Annotated in this window: 9 protein-coding genes; 5 read left to right on the top strand and 4 right to left on the bottom strand. The window is 70.4% G+C overall.

Annotated elements, in window-relative coordinates:
- Window positions 1-34 precede the first annotated feature (34 nt).
- The 3 genes from ACFVVM_RS33680 to ACFVVM_RS33670 all read left to right on the top strand — a co-directional run bounded on the left by ACFVVM_RS33680 (window position 35) and on the right by ACFVVM_RS33670 (window position 6,448).
- Window positions 35-2,581: a DUF5682 family protein gene (locus ACFVVM_RS33680; protein ID WP_387626612.1), complete on the top strand. Its 2,547-nt coding sequence runs from the start codon at window positions 35-37 to the stop codon at window positions 2,579-2,581.
- A gap of 43 nt (window positions 2,582-2,624) precedes the next feature.
- Window positions 2,625-3,782 carry a VWA domain-containing protein gene (locus ACFVVM_RS33675; protein WP_387626610.1) on the top strand — a complete coding sequence of 386 codons (1,158 nt, stop codon included), beginning with the start codon at window positions 2,625-2,627 and terminating at the stop codon, window positions 3,780-3,782.
- A 107-nt stretch (window positions 3,783-3,889) separates the two neighbouring features.
- Window positions 3,890-6,448, top strand: coding sequence for an ADP-ribosylglycohydrolase family protein (locus tag ACFVVM_RS33670; RefSeq protein WP_387626608.1), 2,559 nt, complete (start codon window positions 3,890-3,892; stop codon window positions 6,446-6,448).
- Window positions 6,449-6,616: 168 nt separating this feature from the next.
- Here ACFVVM_RS33670 and ACFVVM_RS33665 read toward each other — a convergent pair whose 3' ends face one another.
- From ACFVVM_RS33665 to ACFVVM_RS33650, 4 genes are all read right to left on the bottom strand, one after another.
- Window positions 6,617-9,136 (bottom strand): ABC transporter permease, encoded by a 2,520-nt coding sequence (locus ACFVVM_RS33665; RefSeq protein ID WP_387626606.1) that lies wholly within the window; start codon window positions 9,134-9,136, stop codon window positions 6,617-6,619.
- Window positions 9,137-9,201: 65 nt separating this feature from the next.
- Window positions 9,202-9,978: an ABC transporter ATP-binding protein gene (locus tag ACFVVM_RS33660; RefSeq protein ID WP_387626604.1), complete on the bottom strand. Its 777-nt coding sequence runs from the start codon at window positions 9,976-9,978 to the stop codon at window positions 9,202-9,204.
- Between the two features lie 55 nt (window positions 9,979-10,033).
- Complete coding sequence (locus tag ACFVVM_RS33655) at window positions 10,034-10,945, bottom strand: hydroxymethylglutaryl-CoA lyase (RefSeq protein ID WP_387626602.1); 912 nt, start codon at window positions 10,943-10,945, stop codon at window positions 10,034-10,036.
- A gap of 160 nt (window positions 10,946-11,105) precedes the next feature.
- Window positions 11,106-12,317 carry a CaiB/BaiF CoA transferase family protein gene (locus ACFVVM_RS33650; protein ID WP_387626600.1) on the bottom strand — a complete coding sequence of 404 codons (1,212 nt, stop codon included), beginning with the start codon at window positions 12,315-12,317 and terminating at the stop codon, window positions 11,106-11,108.
- Between the two features lie 243 nt (window positions 12,318-12,560).
- Here ACFVVM_RS33650 and ACFVVM_RS33645 point away from each other — a divergent pair, with 243 nt between their 5' ends.
- Together ACFVVM_RS33645 and ACFVVM_RS33640 are read left to right on the top strand one after the other, a co-directional pair.
- Complete coding sequence (locus ACFVVM_RS33645) at window positions 12,561-14,603, top strand: ATP-dependent DNA helicase (protein WP_387626598.1); 2,043 nt, start codon at window positions 12,561-12,563, stop codon at window positions 14,601-14,603.
- A gap of 94 nt (window positions 14,604-14,697) precedes the next feature.
- Window positions 14,698-15,402 (top strand): hypothetical protein, encoded by a 705-nt coding sequence (locus ACFVVM_RS33640; RefSeq protein WP_387626596.1) that lies wholly within the window; start codon window positions 14,698-14,700, stop codon window positions 15,400-15,402.
- Window positions 15,403-15,405: the final 3 nt, after the last annotated feature.

Raw genomic sequence — 15,405 nt, 5'->3', positions numbered from 1 at the left:
GAGGACGGAACACACCGCACACATGGGGTCTTCGATGAACGAACACACACCGGCCGAAGCCAACTCGACCGAGTCGCCGGTCAGCGCGGGTACGGGTGGAGGTGACGCGGTGACGCGGGTTTTCGGCATCCGTCACCACGGTCCTGGCTCGGCACGGTCGTTGCGGCACGCACTGGAGGAGTTCCGGCCCGACGCCATCCTCATCGAAGGCCCCGCCGATGCCGATCCCCTGGTCGGATTCGTCGCCGCCGACACCATGACCCCGCCGGTCGCGCTCCTGGCCTATGTCCCGGATTCCCCGGCACGCGCGGCCTTCTGGCCGTTCGCCACCTTCTCCCCCGAGTGGCAGGCCATGCGCTACGGCGCCGAACATGCTGTCCCGGTCCGCTTCTGCGACCTCCCCGCCGCCACCGTCCTCGCCGTCGACGACGAATCCCGCGGCGACCGCACCGACCCCCTCGGCACCCTCGCCGCGGCGGCGGGCTACGACGATGCCGAGCGCTGGTGGGATGCCGTCGTCGAATCCGTCCCCGACAGCACCGCTTTCGACGCCATCACCGAAGCGATGGCCGCCCTGCGCGAGGACGCTCCCCACCCGTCCCCAACCTCCGGGTCACACCCCGGGCACCCAACAGCACCGAGCCCGACAACCCTGCCGGGCACAGTCGCGCCACCCGACAACTCGGCAGCAACGCACGACCACACGAACCAGTCCGAGCAGCCCACCGACACGGCCCCGCCGAGCAGCACACCGACACCGGGCGGGCAGCCAGCTGACACGGTCCCGCCGAGAAATACTCCGACACCGGGCGGGCAGCACGAAGCCGACGACACCGGCTCGGCGGATTCCTCGCGGGACCGGGGCGCCGACACGGGCGCGGCGCTGGTCGTCGATGACCACACGCTGCGGCGTGAGGCCCATATGCGGCAGGTGATGCGGCAGGTGCTCAAGGGCGGGGCGAAGCGGCTGGCGGTGGTGTGTGGGGCGTGGCATGCACCCGCACTGACGGGGACATTGGGTCCGGCCGCGCCGGATATGCGGCTGCTCAAGGGCTTGCCGAAGACGAAGGCGGCACTGACCTGGGTGCCGTGGACGCATTCGCGGCTGGCGGCGGGGTCGGGATACGGGGCGGGCGTCACCTCACCGGGCTGGTATCACCACCTGTTCACCGAGACCGAGCGGCCGGTGGCGCGCTGGCTGACCAAGGTCGCCGGGGTGCTGCGGGCGCACGATCTGCCGGTGTCGAGCGCGCACATCATCGAGGCCGTGCGGCTGTCCGACACCCTCGCCGCGCTGCGTGGCCGGCCGCTGGCGGGATTGTCAGAGGTCACCGAGGCCGTGCGGTCGGTGATGTGCGGCGGGGACGAGACCATGCTGCGGCTGGTGATCGACGAACTCGTCGTCGGCGAGACGCTCGGCGCGGTCCCCGAGGACACCCCGACAGTGCCGCTGGCCGCCGACCTGCGTGCCCGGAGCAAGACCCTGCGGCTCAAGCAGGAAGCGCTCGCCCGCAACGTCGACCTGGACCTGCGCAAGGATCGCGACGTCGAACGCTCGCATCTGCTGCACCGGCTGCGGCTGCTCGGCATCGACTGGGGCACGCCGACCACCGGCGAGGTCCGCAGCACCGGCACCTTCCGGGAAACCTGGACCCTGCGCTGGGAACCGGAATTCGAGGTCCGCATCGTCGAGGCCGCGGTGTGGGGGACGACGCTGCGCACCGCCGCGGAGGCGAAGATCCTCGACACCGCGAGCCGCGAGGACATCACGGTCACCGCACTCGCCCATGCGCTCGAGCTGGCTCTGCTCGCCGATCTGGGCGGCGCCACCGACGGCTTGATCACCCGGCTCGAGGACGCCGCCGCCCTCGATCACGACGTCACCCACCTGCTCGGCGCGCTCCCCGGACTGACCCGCACACTGCGCTACGGCGATGTGCGCGGCACCGACACCAAGGCGCTCGCCCATGTGGCCGACGGTCTGCTCGTGCGGATCTGCGCGGGCCTGCCCGGCGCCGTCACCGGCCTCGACACCGATGCCGCCGAGGCCCTGCGCGCCCAGATCGACGCCGCGCACACCGCCATCAGCACCCGCGACGACGAACACGCCAGCACCGAATGGCTGGCGACCCTGCAGCGCATCGCCGACCGTGACGACGTGCACGGCGCGATCGGCGGCCGCGCGGTGCGCCTGCTCTGCGACGCCGAACGCATCGACGACGCCGAGTCCGCCCGCCGCCTGGCCGCTGCCCTGTCCATCGGCAACACCCCCGCCGCCAAGGCCGCCTGGATCGACGGTTTCCTGGGCGGGCGCGGCCTGCTCCTCGTGCACGACCGAGAACTGTTGCGCCGCATCGACGACTGGCTCCGCGACCTCGCCGAGGACCAATTCGTCGCCACCCTCCCTCTGCTCCGCCGCACCTTCGGCTCCTTCGAATCCGGCGAGCGCCGTGCCATCGGCCAGGCCCTGCGCGACACCGGATCGGCACCGACCACCCCGGCCGCGCCGACCGACGTCGACCCCACCCGTGGCCAGCTCGCCCTGCGCGCCGCCACCGCCATCCTGGGAGCTGCCGGATGAACACGCCACCCACCCTTCAGCGTGATGACCAGGAGTGCACGCCATGACCGACGAAACACATTCGCGCCGTTGGCGACTGGTGCTCGGTACCGCCGCCGAGGAACAGCTCGGCGGCCTGTCCTCGGGCGCCGATCAGGCGATGGATCAGGCGCTCGCCGCGCTGTACAACACCGGAGAAGCCGGCGGGTCGACGAAAAGGTCTGGTGGACTGGGCGGTTCGGCACCTCGCGTCGCGCGCTGGCTGGGTGACATCCGCACCTACTTCCCCGCGACCGTGGTCGAGGTGATGCAGCGCGACGCCGTGCAGCGGCTCAACCTGACCCAACTGCTGCTGGAACCGGAACTGCTGGAATCGGTGGAACCCGATGTGCACCTGGTCGGCACGCTGCTCGGCCTGAACCGGGTGATGCCGGAGACCACCAAGGCGACCGCGCGGATGGTGGTCGAGAAGGTGGTGCGCGAGGTCGAGCAGCGCATCGCCGCCAAGACCGTCGCCGCCGTCTCGGGGGCGATCAACCGGGCCGCGCGCACGCACCGGCCGAAACTGCGCGACATCGATTTCAATCGCACCATCCGCAAGAACCTCGCCAACTATCTGCCCGAACACCGCACCGTGGTGCCCGAACGGCTCGTCGGCTACGGGCGCAAGGCGCAGTCGATCCAGCGCGATGTGGTGCTGGCGATCGACCAATCCGGGTCGATGGCGGCCAGCGTCGTCTACGCCTCGGTCTTCGGCGCGGTGCTCGCGTCGATGCGTTCGCTGAAGACCTCGCTGGTCGTGTTCGACACCGAGGTCGTCGACCTCACCGATCAGCTCAGCGACCCGGTCGACGTGCTGTTCGGCACCCAGCTCGGCGGCGGCACCGACATCAATCGCGCCATCGCCTACTCGCAGTCGCTGATCACCCGGCCCACCGACAGCCTGTTCGTGCTCATCTCCGATCTGTACGAGGGCGGCGTGCGCGACGAGATGCTGCGCCGGATGAACGCGATGAAGGAGGCGGGCGTGCAGGTGGTGGTGCTGCTCGCCCTGTCCGACGAGGGCGCACCCGCCTACGACCACGACAACGCCGCCGCCCTGGCAGCCCTCGGCATCCCCGCCTTCGCCTGCACCCCGGACAAGTTCCCCGACCTGCTCGCCACCGCTCTGGACCGCGGTGACATCGCCCGCTGGGCCGACACGAACGCCCCTGCGGTGTAAGGGCCGCCACCCGGTGCGGGGGCGACCGGTTCGGGCGGACTCGAGCGCGCGGCGCCGTGCGGCCAACTAGGCTGCGAACGATCGAGTTCGGTGAACGGGGTGAGGCGATGGTGCGGCAGGGGGAGGTGTTCGCCGGTTTCGTCATCGAGCGGGAACTGGGGCGCGGTGGAATGGGCGCGGTGTTCGCGGCCAGGGACCGGCGGCTGCCCCGGCTGATCGCGTTGAAGGTGATGCACCGTGATCTGTTCGCCGACGGGGAGATCCGGGCCAGGTTCGAGCGTGAGGCCGACCTGATCGCCCAGCTCGACCATCCGAACATCATCACCGTCTACGACCGTGGCGTCGACGAGGAACGGCTCTGGATCGCCATGCAGTTCGTCGACGGTATCGACGCGGCGGCGGTGCCGGTGCCCGAGGTCGGGATCGAACGGATCACCCAGATCGCCACCCAGACCGCGAGCGCCCTTGACTACGCGCACCACAAGGGCGTGCTGCACCGCGACGTGAAACCGGCCAACATCCTGCTCTCCCGCACGGCGGGCGTCGGCGCCGGTTTCGACGAACGCGTCCTGCTCACCGACTTCGGCATCGCGAAACTCCTCGACGACACCGGCGGCCTGACCCGCACCGGCCAGTTCACCGCCACCATCGCCTACGCCTCCCCCGAACAGCTCAGCAGCGCGCCGATGGACCACCGCGGCGACCAGTACTCCCTGGCCTGCACGGTCTTCCGCCTCCTCACCGGCACCGGCCCCTTCGACGCCCCCAACCCCGCCACCGTCATGCTCGGCCACCTCAACGAACCGCCACCCGCGGCGAGCACCCGCCGCACCACCCTGCCCGCCGCCGTGGACGCCGTCCTCACCAAGGCCATGGCCAAGGACCCCACCCACCGCTTCCCCACCTGCACCGACTTCGCCACCGCCCTCACCCAGGCACTACACCACCCCCGATCCGGCGCCGCACCGATCGGCGATCCCCACAGCGCCGCCCCCGCACCGACCGGCGCCCAGCCCGCCATCCAACGAGCCGTCGACACCCCGAACGAACCACATCCTGGTCGACGCCTCGACCCGACCATCCCCGCACCGACCGAGACGCCGCACGCACCCACTCCGCGCCCGGCTTCCAGCCGCGTCGATCCCACCGTGCCCCGCATCGACTCCGCCGACACGCACAGCACCGCGACAACACCGGACCGCCGATCGTCCGCCGATCCCGCACGTCCGACAGCCCAACCACCCGAACCGAACTCCGCGGCGGGCGGCAGCCACCGCACACCGCCCCGTTCGACCGACAACCGTCGAGCAAGCCCATCGCACACCGCTGACCTTCCCCGACCGGCCACACCCGAGCGCGACGCCGCAGCGGAATCATCGCCCCGCCCGCCGATGTCACCAGAGCGCAGGCCCGGCACGCGCACGCCATCGGAGGATTGGCCGATCGTCGCTCGTCGTCGTCCCCAGGACAGCGGCTCGTCGGGGACCGAGTCCGCCAGGGTCAGCCGGGACGCGATCCCGACGGCCGCGCCGGTGTGGTTGAACGCCGTGCACGGTTGCCTGGTCGGCGGGGCGATCGGCGACGCGCTCGGCGCCCCGGTGGAAGACCGGACGCTGCAACAGATTCGAGAACGGTACGGCCCAGCCGGAGTGACCGGAGCGGAGACATTGCGGATCTCGGAGGAGACCCAGCTCTCGGCGTTCACGGTGGAAGCGTTGATCCGGGGATCGGTGCGGGCCAGGGCAAAGGGCATCGGTGGCGCGACGATGGGGCTGCTGCAGCAGGGCATGCTCGTGTGGTTACGCGGGCAGGCCGTCGAGCTACCGGAGCAGCCGTTCGCGCTGCACAGCTCGCTCAGCGCGTATCCCGAATTGATCGAGCAACGAGGCGTGGCAAATTCGGTGTACACGGCCCTCCGGAAGGCCGCCGGACGGCAGGCCCCGACGAACCCGCTCGGTACCCGCGACGCGCCGATCAACAACTCCAAGGGCAGCGGTGCGGTGATGCGGGCCGCCCCGTGCGGATTCGGTTACGCCGCGGATCGTTCCGGCGCGGCCCAGGGCGCGATCTTCGAATTGGGTTGCGATGCCGCCGCACTCACTCACGGCCACCCCAGCGGCTGGCTGCCCGCGGGCACCCTGGCCGCGCTGGTCTACCAGCTGTGCCGGGGCACCGACACCGCGACCGCGCTCGACCGGGCCCGCACCGAACTCGCGAGTTATCCCGGCCACGAGGAGACTTCGGCCGCGCTGGCGGCGGCCAGCAGACTGGCCACGCGCATCGCGAGCACCGGCCGCGCCCCCACCCCGGAGGACCTGGAAACCCTCGGCGCGGGCTGGATCGGCCCGGAGGCACTGTCGATCGCCGTGTTCGCGGTCCTCGCCGCGGAAGCCCTCGGCGGCCCGCCCCACCAGATCGTGCGCACCGGCCTGCTCCTGTCGATCAACCACTCCGGTGACAGCGACGCCACGGGCGCCCTCACCGGCAGCCTCCTCGGCGCCCGCTACGGCCGCACCGCCCTCCCCCGCCGCTGGTCGAACACCGTCGACGCCCGCACGGCGCTGGAAGTGCTCGCCACCGACTACTGCACCGAATTCGGCCTCACCCCACCCCGCGACGACCACGGCCAACCACCCCGAACCTGGTTCGACCGCTACCCAGCCTGACCCCACAGACACCGGTCCAGCGCGCGACGATATTGGACCGTTGATCACCAGGCTCCCAGGTAAGTCTCGGTCGAGAAGCCAACGCCACCAGCGCCTGGTGATCAATCGTCCACATCAGATGCTCCCCAAGAGCGGTGCCCCGGCTGGTAGGCCGGGGCACCGCGGGGCCTAGAGATCAGCGATGGCCGCCAAGGGTGGTGTCCGCGCGGCACGCACACCCGGCCACACCGCCGCCAGCACACCCACCACGCCCGAGGCGATCAGCACCGACACCAGCTGGGTCCACGGGATGGTGATCTGGTCGATCCCCATGTCGCGCAGGGTGCGCAGGAAGCCGACGCCGAGGGCGATGCCGAGGATCAGGCCGATGATGGCGCCGAAGATGGCGATCAGCATGGATTCCAGGTAGATCGTGCGGCGTACCTGGGCACGCTGGGTGCCGACGGCGCGCAGCATGCCGATCTCGCGGCGGCGTTCGACCACCGACAGGGCGAGGGTGTTGATGATGCCGAGCACCGCGATCACCACGGCCAGGGCGAGCAGGCCGTAGAGGATGGCGAGCAGGGTGTTGATCTGCTGGCCCTGCGCCCCCTTGAACTCCTCGTGGTCCTGCACCTGCACCACCACGAACGGTTCGGTGGCCTTCTCCAGATCCGCTCGCATGGCGGTGAGATCGGTCCCCGGCGCGGCCTTGACCAGCACGAAGATATTGGTGCGCAGACTCTGTGGCATCAACTGCTCGTAGACGCTCGGATCCACGACCATCGGGCCGAGCAGCGGTGAATCGGCGTAGATGCCACCGACGGTGAGCTCGAGTTCCTTGCCGTCCAGACTCGTGATCGCGATCGCGTCGCCCAGCTTCCAGCCGCGGTCGGCCGCCTCGGTCTCACCGACGAGCGCGCCGCGTTCAGCGATGGTGCTCGAGCCCTCGAGCATGTTGACGTCCATGACCGGGTCGATCGGACCATCCGGGGACGTGGCGCCGAGCTGGTCGTCACCGACCTTGAAGCCGACGAACCGGATCCCGGTGACATCGCTGGCCTCGGGCACCTGCGTGCGCACCGCGTCGACCGCACCGATCGGCGCGCCGATCATCTGCGGCCCGGCGAGCACGTATTCGGCCTTCACACCCTTGTCGATGAGCACACCGACACTGGTTTTCGCCGAGGCGCCGAGGATGCCGATCGCCGAGACCAGCATCAGTCCGAGGGTGAGCGCGAAGGCGGTGGCGGCGGTGCGGCGCGGGTTGCGCACCGCGTTGTTGCGGGCCATCTGCCCGATCGCGCCGAAGGGCTTGGTGAGCACGCCGAGCACGATCACCATCGGCCGCGACAGTGCGGGCGCGGCCAGCAGCACGGCCAGGATCAGCCCGAGCGCACCGAGCCCGACGGTCACCGCCGAGCCCTTGCCCGTGCCCTGCGCACCGAGGTACACCAGCACACCACCGGCCACGGCGAGCACCGCGCCGGCGATCGTCCGCACTCGCAACGAGTCACCGGCACTGGCGAATTCGGAGCGCATGGCCTCCACCGGCGGCACCTTCGCCGCCCGGCGGGCCGGTGCGTAGGCGCTGGCCACGGTGACGATCAGCCCCACCAGCAGCGCGACGATCGCGGTCCGCGGCAGCACCGTCAGCGAACCGGTGGGCAGGCCGAGGTCGAAGGCATTGAGCGCCGCCGACAACCCGAACGCCAAGCCGATCCCCGCGACCAGCCCGAGCACACTGCCGATCACGCCGATCACGATCGCCTCACCGACCACCGAGCGACCGACCTGCTGGCGACTGGCGCCGATCGCCCGCAGCAGCGCCAGTTCGCGCAGGCGCTGGGCCACGATCATCGAGAAGGTGTTGTAGATGATGAACGTACCGACGATCAGCGCGATGGCGCCGAAGGCGAGCAGGAAGTAGTTGATGAAGGTGAGCGCCTCGGAGATCTCCTTCTTCATGTCCTCGCGGACCTCGTCCGCGTTCTGCACCTTGTAGTTGGGCAGTCCGGCGGCGAGCTGGTCGCGCAGGTCGTCGGCGGCGACGCCGGGCGCGGCGGCGATGTCAGCGTAGGCGACATGCGAGCCGTCGGTGAACAACTGGCGGCCCTGCGGTTCGGTGAACATCACCGCCAGCACGCCACCGCCGTCGGTACCGGGCAGCTCGTAGATGCCGCTCAGGGTCACGTCGAACGGTTCGCCCTTGGACGGGATCAAGACCTTCGTCTTGTCGCCGACCTGCAATCCGGCCCGTTCGGCGCCACCGGTGTTGAGCGCGATCTGCCCCGGCTCGGTCGGCGCATGACCCGCGACGAAGGTCTCCGGATCCTCGACCGACTTCTCCGGCGGCAGATACGACACACCGAAACTCGGCGCGCCGCCGGTCTGCACGGCCTTCTTGCCCTCGGGATCGAGCAGCACCACCGGACCGTTCACCGCCGGTGCGACCCGGTCGACACCCTCGGTCTTGGCGAGCGCGTCCACGATGTTGTTCGGCACGCCGAGCGAGCGCTGGTCCTTCGGACCGACCCGCACGTCGACACCCTGCGCCTGACCCTCGAAGATCCCGTCGAAGGTGCGCTGCAACGTATCGGTGAAAACGAACGACCCGGAGATGAAGGCGGTGCCCAGCACCACCGAGAGCAGGGTCAGCGCCAAACGCACCTTGTGCGCGGCGAGATTGCGCAAGGCCACCTTGCGCATCGGATTACTGCGCCCACCCGTCACCCGGCCGCCACCCCTCATCGAACCGCTTCGCGATGCTGTGTTCACTTGTTTTCCAGCGCCTTCATCCGGTCGAGGATCGAATCCTGCGTCGGATCCCGCAGCTCGTCGACAATGCGCCCGTCGGCCAGGAACACCACGCGGTCCGAATAGGCCGCAGCGCGCGGGTCGTGAGTGACGATGACCACGGTCTGGCCGAACTCGTCGACCGAGGCCCGCAGAATCGACAGCACCTCACCCGAGGAATGCGAGTCCAGGTTGCCGGTGGGCTCGTCGCCGAAGATGATCTCCGGCTTGCCCACCAGCGCGCGGGCACACGCGACGCGCTGCTGCTGACCGCCCGACAGCTCGCTGGGCCGGTGGTCGAGGCGATCACCGAGGCCGAGGCGCTTGACCACGGTGTCGAGCCATTCCTGGTCGGCCTTGCGGCCCGCGATGTCGAGCGGGAGGGTGATGTTCTCCAGCGCGGTGAGCGTCGGGACCAGGTTGAACGCCTGGAAGACGAACCCGATCCGGTCGCGGCGCAGCGCGGTCATCTGCTTGTCCGACAGACCGGTGAGAGCGGTGTCACCGATGCGGACCTCGCCCGTGCTGGCGCTGTCGAGCCCGGCCAGGCAGTGCATCAGCGTCGACTTGCCCGACCCGGAGGGGCCCATGATGGCGGTGAACTCGCCCTTGGCGAAGTCGGCCGACACCCCGTCGAGGGCTTTGACCTGCGTGTCTCCCGATCCGTACAGCTTGACCAGGTCTTGTGCGGCGGCCGCGATCTCGGTGGCGGCCGCCGCGTCGACGTCCTCGGTGCCCATGGCGTGCGAAGTCATGGTGTCCAGTCTGGCGGGCCGTGCCGACCCGCGCCATCCGGGAATCCCCCGATACCTACGTGATGACCCAGTCGAACGCTTCGGCTTTCGAGCGTGCGCCCTCAGCGGTACGGGAGCGATTGGGTTCGCCGAGCTCGGCGAGGAGTTCCTCGGTGAGGCCGACGAGGCTCGCCAGGGTGGCCGGGGTGAACCAGTCGGGGCGGGTGGCGAAGGCGATGTCCTCGGAGGCGGTGTTGCCGCTGGCGCCCGGCGCGAACGGGCAGCCGCCGAGGCCGCCGAGGGCACCGTCGACCATGCCCGCGCCCGCGGCGATGGCGGCCAGGGTGTTGGCCACGCCCATCCCCCAGGTGTCGTGACCGTGGAAGACGATGCGGCGCGGTGGTGTGGTCTCGCGCACGGCGGTGACCAGGGCGCTCACCTGGCCGGGATGGGCCTGGCCGAGGGTGTCGGCCAGGACGATGTCGGTCGCACCCTCGGTGCGGGGATCACGGGCGATGGCGAGCACCCGATGCGGGTCGACCGGGCCGTCGAACGGACAGGTGAAGCTGGTGGCCAGGCACAGCTGGATCGCACCGCCCGCTTCCTCGGCCAGCCGGATCGCCTCGGGCATCGCGGCCACCGAGGTCTCGGTGTCGCGGCCGATATTGGCCTTGTTGTGCGCGTCGGACACCGAGAAGCAGTACTGGAAATTCCGCGCACCGGCCGCGGCGGCCTTCTCGACATGGCGTGGCGTGGCCACCCAGACCCAGCACTTCGCCAGCTCGTCGGGGGTCAGTGCCGCGATCAGTTCGAGCGAGTTGGCCATCGGCGGCACCAGATCCGGGCGCGCCATCGAGCCGATCTCCAGCGCGGGCACGCCGGCGGCCAGCAGCCGCCGGACCACGTCGACCTTCTGTTCGGTCGGCAGCACCTTGCCGGTGAGCTGCAAACCGTCGCGCAGGGTCACATCGCGCAGCAGGGCGGTCATCGCCGCTCCGGCTCCTGCGCGGGCACGCACATCACTCCGCCGCACGGTTTGTCGCCCACGCTGGCCGGGGTCGGGTGCACGGTCGGACGCACATGGCCCGGCCCGCGCGGTTCCCACTTGCTGCGGACCGGCGGGCGTCGCCTGCCGTGTACTCGCCTCGTCATGATGCCTCCAGCGCGTCGATCTCGTCGTCACTCATCCCGAGCAGTCCGCCGAGCACCTCTCTGGTGTGCTCGCCGAGGTCGGGGCCGACATTGCGGATCGGCAGCGACTCGCCCCCGATCACCGGGACGATGCCGGGGAAACCCACCTGTTTGGGTTCGGCCTCGCCCACGTCGACGGGGAACGACTGGATCATATTGCGTGCGCGGTACTGCTCGTCGGCCACGATGTCGGCGGCGGTGTAGATCGGGCCGCACGGGATGGCGGCGTCGTCGAGCAATTTCAGTGCCTCGTCGCGGGTGTAGCGGATCGACCATTCCGCGATGGCGGCGTCGAGGCGCTCGCGATGGCGCCAGCGTCCGGCGTTGTCGGCCAGTTCCGGGTCGGCGGCCAGGTCGGGACGGTCGATGACCCGCATGTATCGCCCGAAGATGGCGTCGCCGTTGCCGCCGATGATGATGCTGTAGCCGTCGCTGGTCGGGTAGGCGTTGCTGGGCGCGATGCCCTCCATCCGCCCGCCGACCCGCTCCCGGTTGATGCCGTAGGCGAGGTGATCGGGGACCAGTGATTCCATCACCGACAGGATCGACTCGTTGAGCGCCACATCGATGATCCGCTCCACCTGCGGCACCGGCCCGCTGACCCGTTCCCGCTGGAACAGCGCCATGACGGTGCCGAACGCGGCGTAGATGCCCGCGATCGAGTCACCGATCGACACCCCGACCCGCACCGGCGGCCGATCCGGATCGCCGACCAGCTCACGCAGGCCACCCACCGCCTCGGCGACCGCCGCGAACCCCGGTCGCGCCGACATCGGTCCCGTCTGGCCGTAGGCGGAGATCCGGGTGATCACCAGATTCGGGTTCACCTGCTCGAGCGCCTCCGGCCCGAGCCCCCACTTCTCCAGCATCCCCGGCCGGAAATTCTCCAGCAGCACATCACAGCGCGCCACCAGATCCAGCACGATCGCCCGCCCCGCCTCGGTCCGCAGGTCGAGCACGATCGACTTCTTGTTGCGGTTGACGGTGCGATACAACATCGAGGTATCGCCCCCGTACAACCGCCAATTCCGTAACTCGTCACCCGTGCCGGGGCGTTCCACCTTGATCACCTCGGCGCCGAAGTCGCCCAGAATACGTCCGGCAGTGGGAGCGGCAACATAGTTGCCGAGTTCCAGGACGCGCACTCCGTCCAGCGGCCGAATACTCATGCGCCCAGTATGGCGGCCGAACCCCCACGCCCGACGTCCCCCCTGGTCCCCAACCCCGCACCCGCGACCCCGAGGAGCGGCGGCCACGCAGTGGCCGGTCGCGGCCGGGTCGCCGGTCAGGCGCCGTTTCGTAGGCGACGAAGGAGCAAGAAACGGCGCCTGACCGGTGGCCCCTCGGGGCCGCGACTCGAGCGCGCCAGCGCTCCAACAAACACTGTCACCCCCGACGGATAAGCTGCGCGCGTGCCCGAACTTCCCCCCGTCGCCGACCTGCTCGCCACCGCCGTGCATGCCCTCGGTGGCAAGGAACGTACCGGCCAGACCACCATGGCGAGCGCCGTCGACCACGCGATCGACACCAAGGAGCACCTAGCGGTCCAGGCGGGCACCGGCACCGGGAAGTCGCTGGCGTATCTGGTTCCGAGCCTGCGGCACGCGGTGCGCACCGGGCGCACGGTGGTGGTCTCCACCGCGACGATCGCGCTGCAACGCCAGCTCGTCGATCGCGACCTGCCGCGCCTGTCCGAGGCGCTGAGCAAGCCGCTCGGCCGCACCCCGCAGTTCGCGATCCTCAAGGGCCGCAACAACTATCTGTGCCTGAACAAGATCAACAGCGTCATCCCGGAGGACACCGGCGAGGCCGAACTGTTCGACGCGTTCGCCATCTCCCGCCTCGGCCGCGAGGTCCAGCGCCTCAACGAATGGGCCTCCGACACCGAGACCGGCGACCGCGACGAGCTCGCGCCGGGCGTCACCGACCGGGCCTGGCGGCAGGTCAGCGTGTCCTCGCGCGAATGCCTCGGCAAGAGCCGCTGCCAGTTCGGCCAGGACTGCTTCGCCGAGAAGGCGCGCACGGAGTCGGCGCAGGCCGACGTGGTGGTCACCAACCACGCGCTGCTGGCCATCGACGCGATCAGCGGGATCCAGGTGCTGCCCGAACACGATGTGGTGGTGATCGACGAGGCGCACGAACTGGTCGACCGGGTCACCGGCGTCGCCACCGCCGAACTGGCCGCCCCGGCGATCACCGCCGCCGCCCGCCGCTGCACCAAACTCATCGACGAGCGCGAGGTCGACCGGCTCGAAGGCGCCGCCGAGGGCTTCCACCAGGCGCTGGAGGAACTGCCGCCCGCCCGCTGGGACCGCCTGCCCGACGGCATCGCCCCGGTCCTGGCCCTGGTCCGCGATGCCGCGTGGAACGCGCGCACCGCGATCGCACCGCAGGGCACCGTGAAGACCCAGGACGATCCCGACAACGCCGCCGCCCGCACGATGGCCGTCGCCGCGCTCGACGACGTGCACGATGCCGCGGTCCGCGCGCTCACCGCCTTCGAGGAGCCCGACCCGGCCGCACGCCGCGATGTCATCTGGCTCGCGGCCGACGAACTGCGCGGCGTCGCCCGCCGCACCCTGCGGATGGCGCCGCTGTCGGTGGGCGGGCTGCTGCGCAGCAGACTGTTCGGCACCGCGACGGTGGTGCTCACCTCGGCGACCCTGCAGATCGGCGGTTCCTTCGACGGGCTGGCGATCACCTGGGGCCTGCCCTCCCAGTCCGGCGGCAAGGTCGACCCGGCGCTGGCCAACGGCGCCACCGCGCCCGCCGACCTGGAATCGGTGCGCTGGAGCTCACTCGATGTCGGCTCCCCGTTCGACCACGCCAAGTCCGGCATCCTCTACGTCGCCAAGCACCTGCCCGCGCCCGGCCGCGACGGTCTCTCCCCCACCTATCTCGACGAGATCGAGCAGCTCATCACCGCGGCGGGCGGCCGGACGCTCGGCCTGTTCTCCTCCATGCGCGCCGCCAAGGCCGCGACCGAGGCACTGCGCGAACGCCTCGACACCCCCGTGCTGTGCCAGGGCGACGATTCGATGGGCGCGCTGGTGCGCAAGTTCGCCGACGATCCGGCCACCTCGCTGTTCGGCACCCTCACCCTCTGGCAGGGTGTCGACGTGCCCGGCCCGTCGCTGAGTCTGGTGATCCTGGACCGCATTCCGTTCCCGCGCCCCGACGATCCGCTGCTCACCGCCCGCCAGCGCGCGGTGGAGTCGCGCGGCGGCAACGGCTTCATGAGCGTGGCCGCCAATCACGCCGCGCTGCTGCTGGCGCAGGGCACCGGCAGGCTACTGCGCAGCGTCGACGATCGCGGTGTCGTCGCCATCCTCGATTCCCGCATCGCGACCGCCCGGTACGGCAGCTACCTGCGCGCTTCGCTGCCGCCGTACTGGGAGACCACCGATCCCGAGGTGGTCGCCAAGGCGTTGCGCAGGCTCACCGCCTCGGCCTGACCCGCCGCGACCTCGCCCGCCGAGTCCTGCAATCGGCATGACCACACCGGTGAATCAACTACCGGGCGAACGCATCTCGTGAGAACGTTTGGTGATGACGCACCACGCCGATGGCGAGGTACTCGACGAATATCTGGTCAGCGCAAGATCTTTGGCCGAGTACCGCGCGATGTTCCATCTGTCCGACGACGATCTCACCGGCCGGAAAATTCTCGACTGTCCCGGCGGCGCAGCGAGTTTCGCGGCCGAGGCCAGCGCACTGGGCGCCGAGGTGACCGCGATCGACCCGATCTACGCCGCCGCCCCCGCCGAACTGGCCGCCAGGGCCACCCCCGAAACCGAACGCGCCGTGGCCTGGGCGCACAAGCACGCCGAGCGCTACCGCTGGGACTGGTACGGCGGCACCGCCGAGCACGCCGCGATCCGCCGGGGCGCGGCCGCCCGCTTCGCCGACGACGTCCGCACCACACCGCACCGCTACCTCGCGGGCGCGCTCCCCTCGCTCCCCTGTCCCGACGACGCGTTCGACCTGGCGCTCAGCTCGCACCTGCTGTTCAGCTACGCCGACCGCCTCGACGCCGACTTCCACCTGGCCGCCCTGGTGGAGTTGTCGCGGGTGACCACGGTCGAGGCCAGGGTCTACCCGCTGCTCGACTACACCGGCGCACCCCTGGACGACCTGATCGATCATCTGCGCACCGAACTGCACGACAAGGGCATCGAGACCTCGCTGTGCCGGACCGGCTATGAGTTCCACCACGGCGCCGACACCATGCTCACGCTGCACGCCGCGGCCTGAGCC

This window comes from Nocardia sp. NPDC058176 (genome assembly GCF_042883805.1).
Lineage (GTDB): Bacteria > Actinomycetota > Actinomycetes > Mycobacteriales > Mycobacteriaceae > Nocardia.
This window is presented reverse-complemented; position numbering and strand designations above follow the sequence as displayed.

What these genes read in the sequence shown, in the direction of transcription:
- ACFVVM_RS33655 (WP_387626602.1), bottom strand. Translation starts at nt 10,945, where the DNA reads ATGACCGCCCTGCTGCGCGATGTGACCCTGCGCGACGGTTTGCAGCTC.
- ACFVVM_RS33680 (WP_387626612.1), top strand. Translation starts at nt 35, where the DNA reads ATGAACGAACACACACCGGCCGAAGCCAACTCGACCGAGTCGCCGGTC.
- ACFVVM_RS33675 (WP_387626610.1), top strand. Translation starts at nt 2,625, where the DNA reads ATGACCGACGAAACACATTCGCGCCGTTGGCGACTGGTGCTCGGTACC.
- ACFVVM_RS33650 (WP_387626600.1), bottom strand. Translation starts at nt 12,317, where the DNA reads ATGAGTATTCGGCCGCTGGACGGAGTGCGCGTCCTGGAACTCGGCAAC.
- ACFVVM_RS33640 (WP_387626596.1), top strand. Translation starts at nt 14,698, where the DNA reads ATGACGCACCACGCCGATGGCGAGGTACTCGACGAATATCTGGTCAGC.
- ACFVVM_RS33670 (WP_387626608.1), top strand. Translation starts at nt 3,890, where the DNA reads ATGGTGCGGCAGGGGGAGGTGTTCGCCGGTTTCGTCATCGAGCGGGAA.
- ACFVVM_RS33660 (WP_387626604.1), bottom strand. Translation starts at nt 9,978, where the DNA reads ATGACTTCGCACGCCATGGGCACCGAGGACGTCGACGCGGCGGCCGCC.
- ACFVVM_RS33665 (WP_387626606.1), bottom strand. Translation starts at nt 9,136, where the DNA reads ATGCGCAAGGTGGCCTTGCGCAATCTCGCCGCGCACAAGGTGCGTTTG.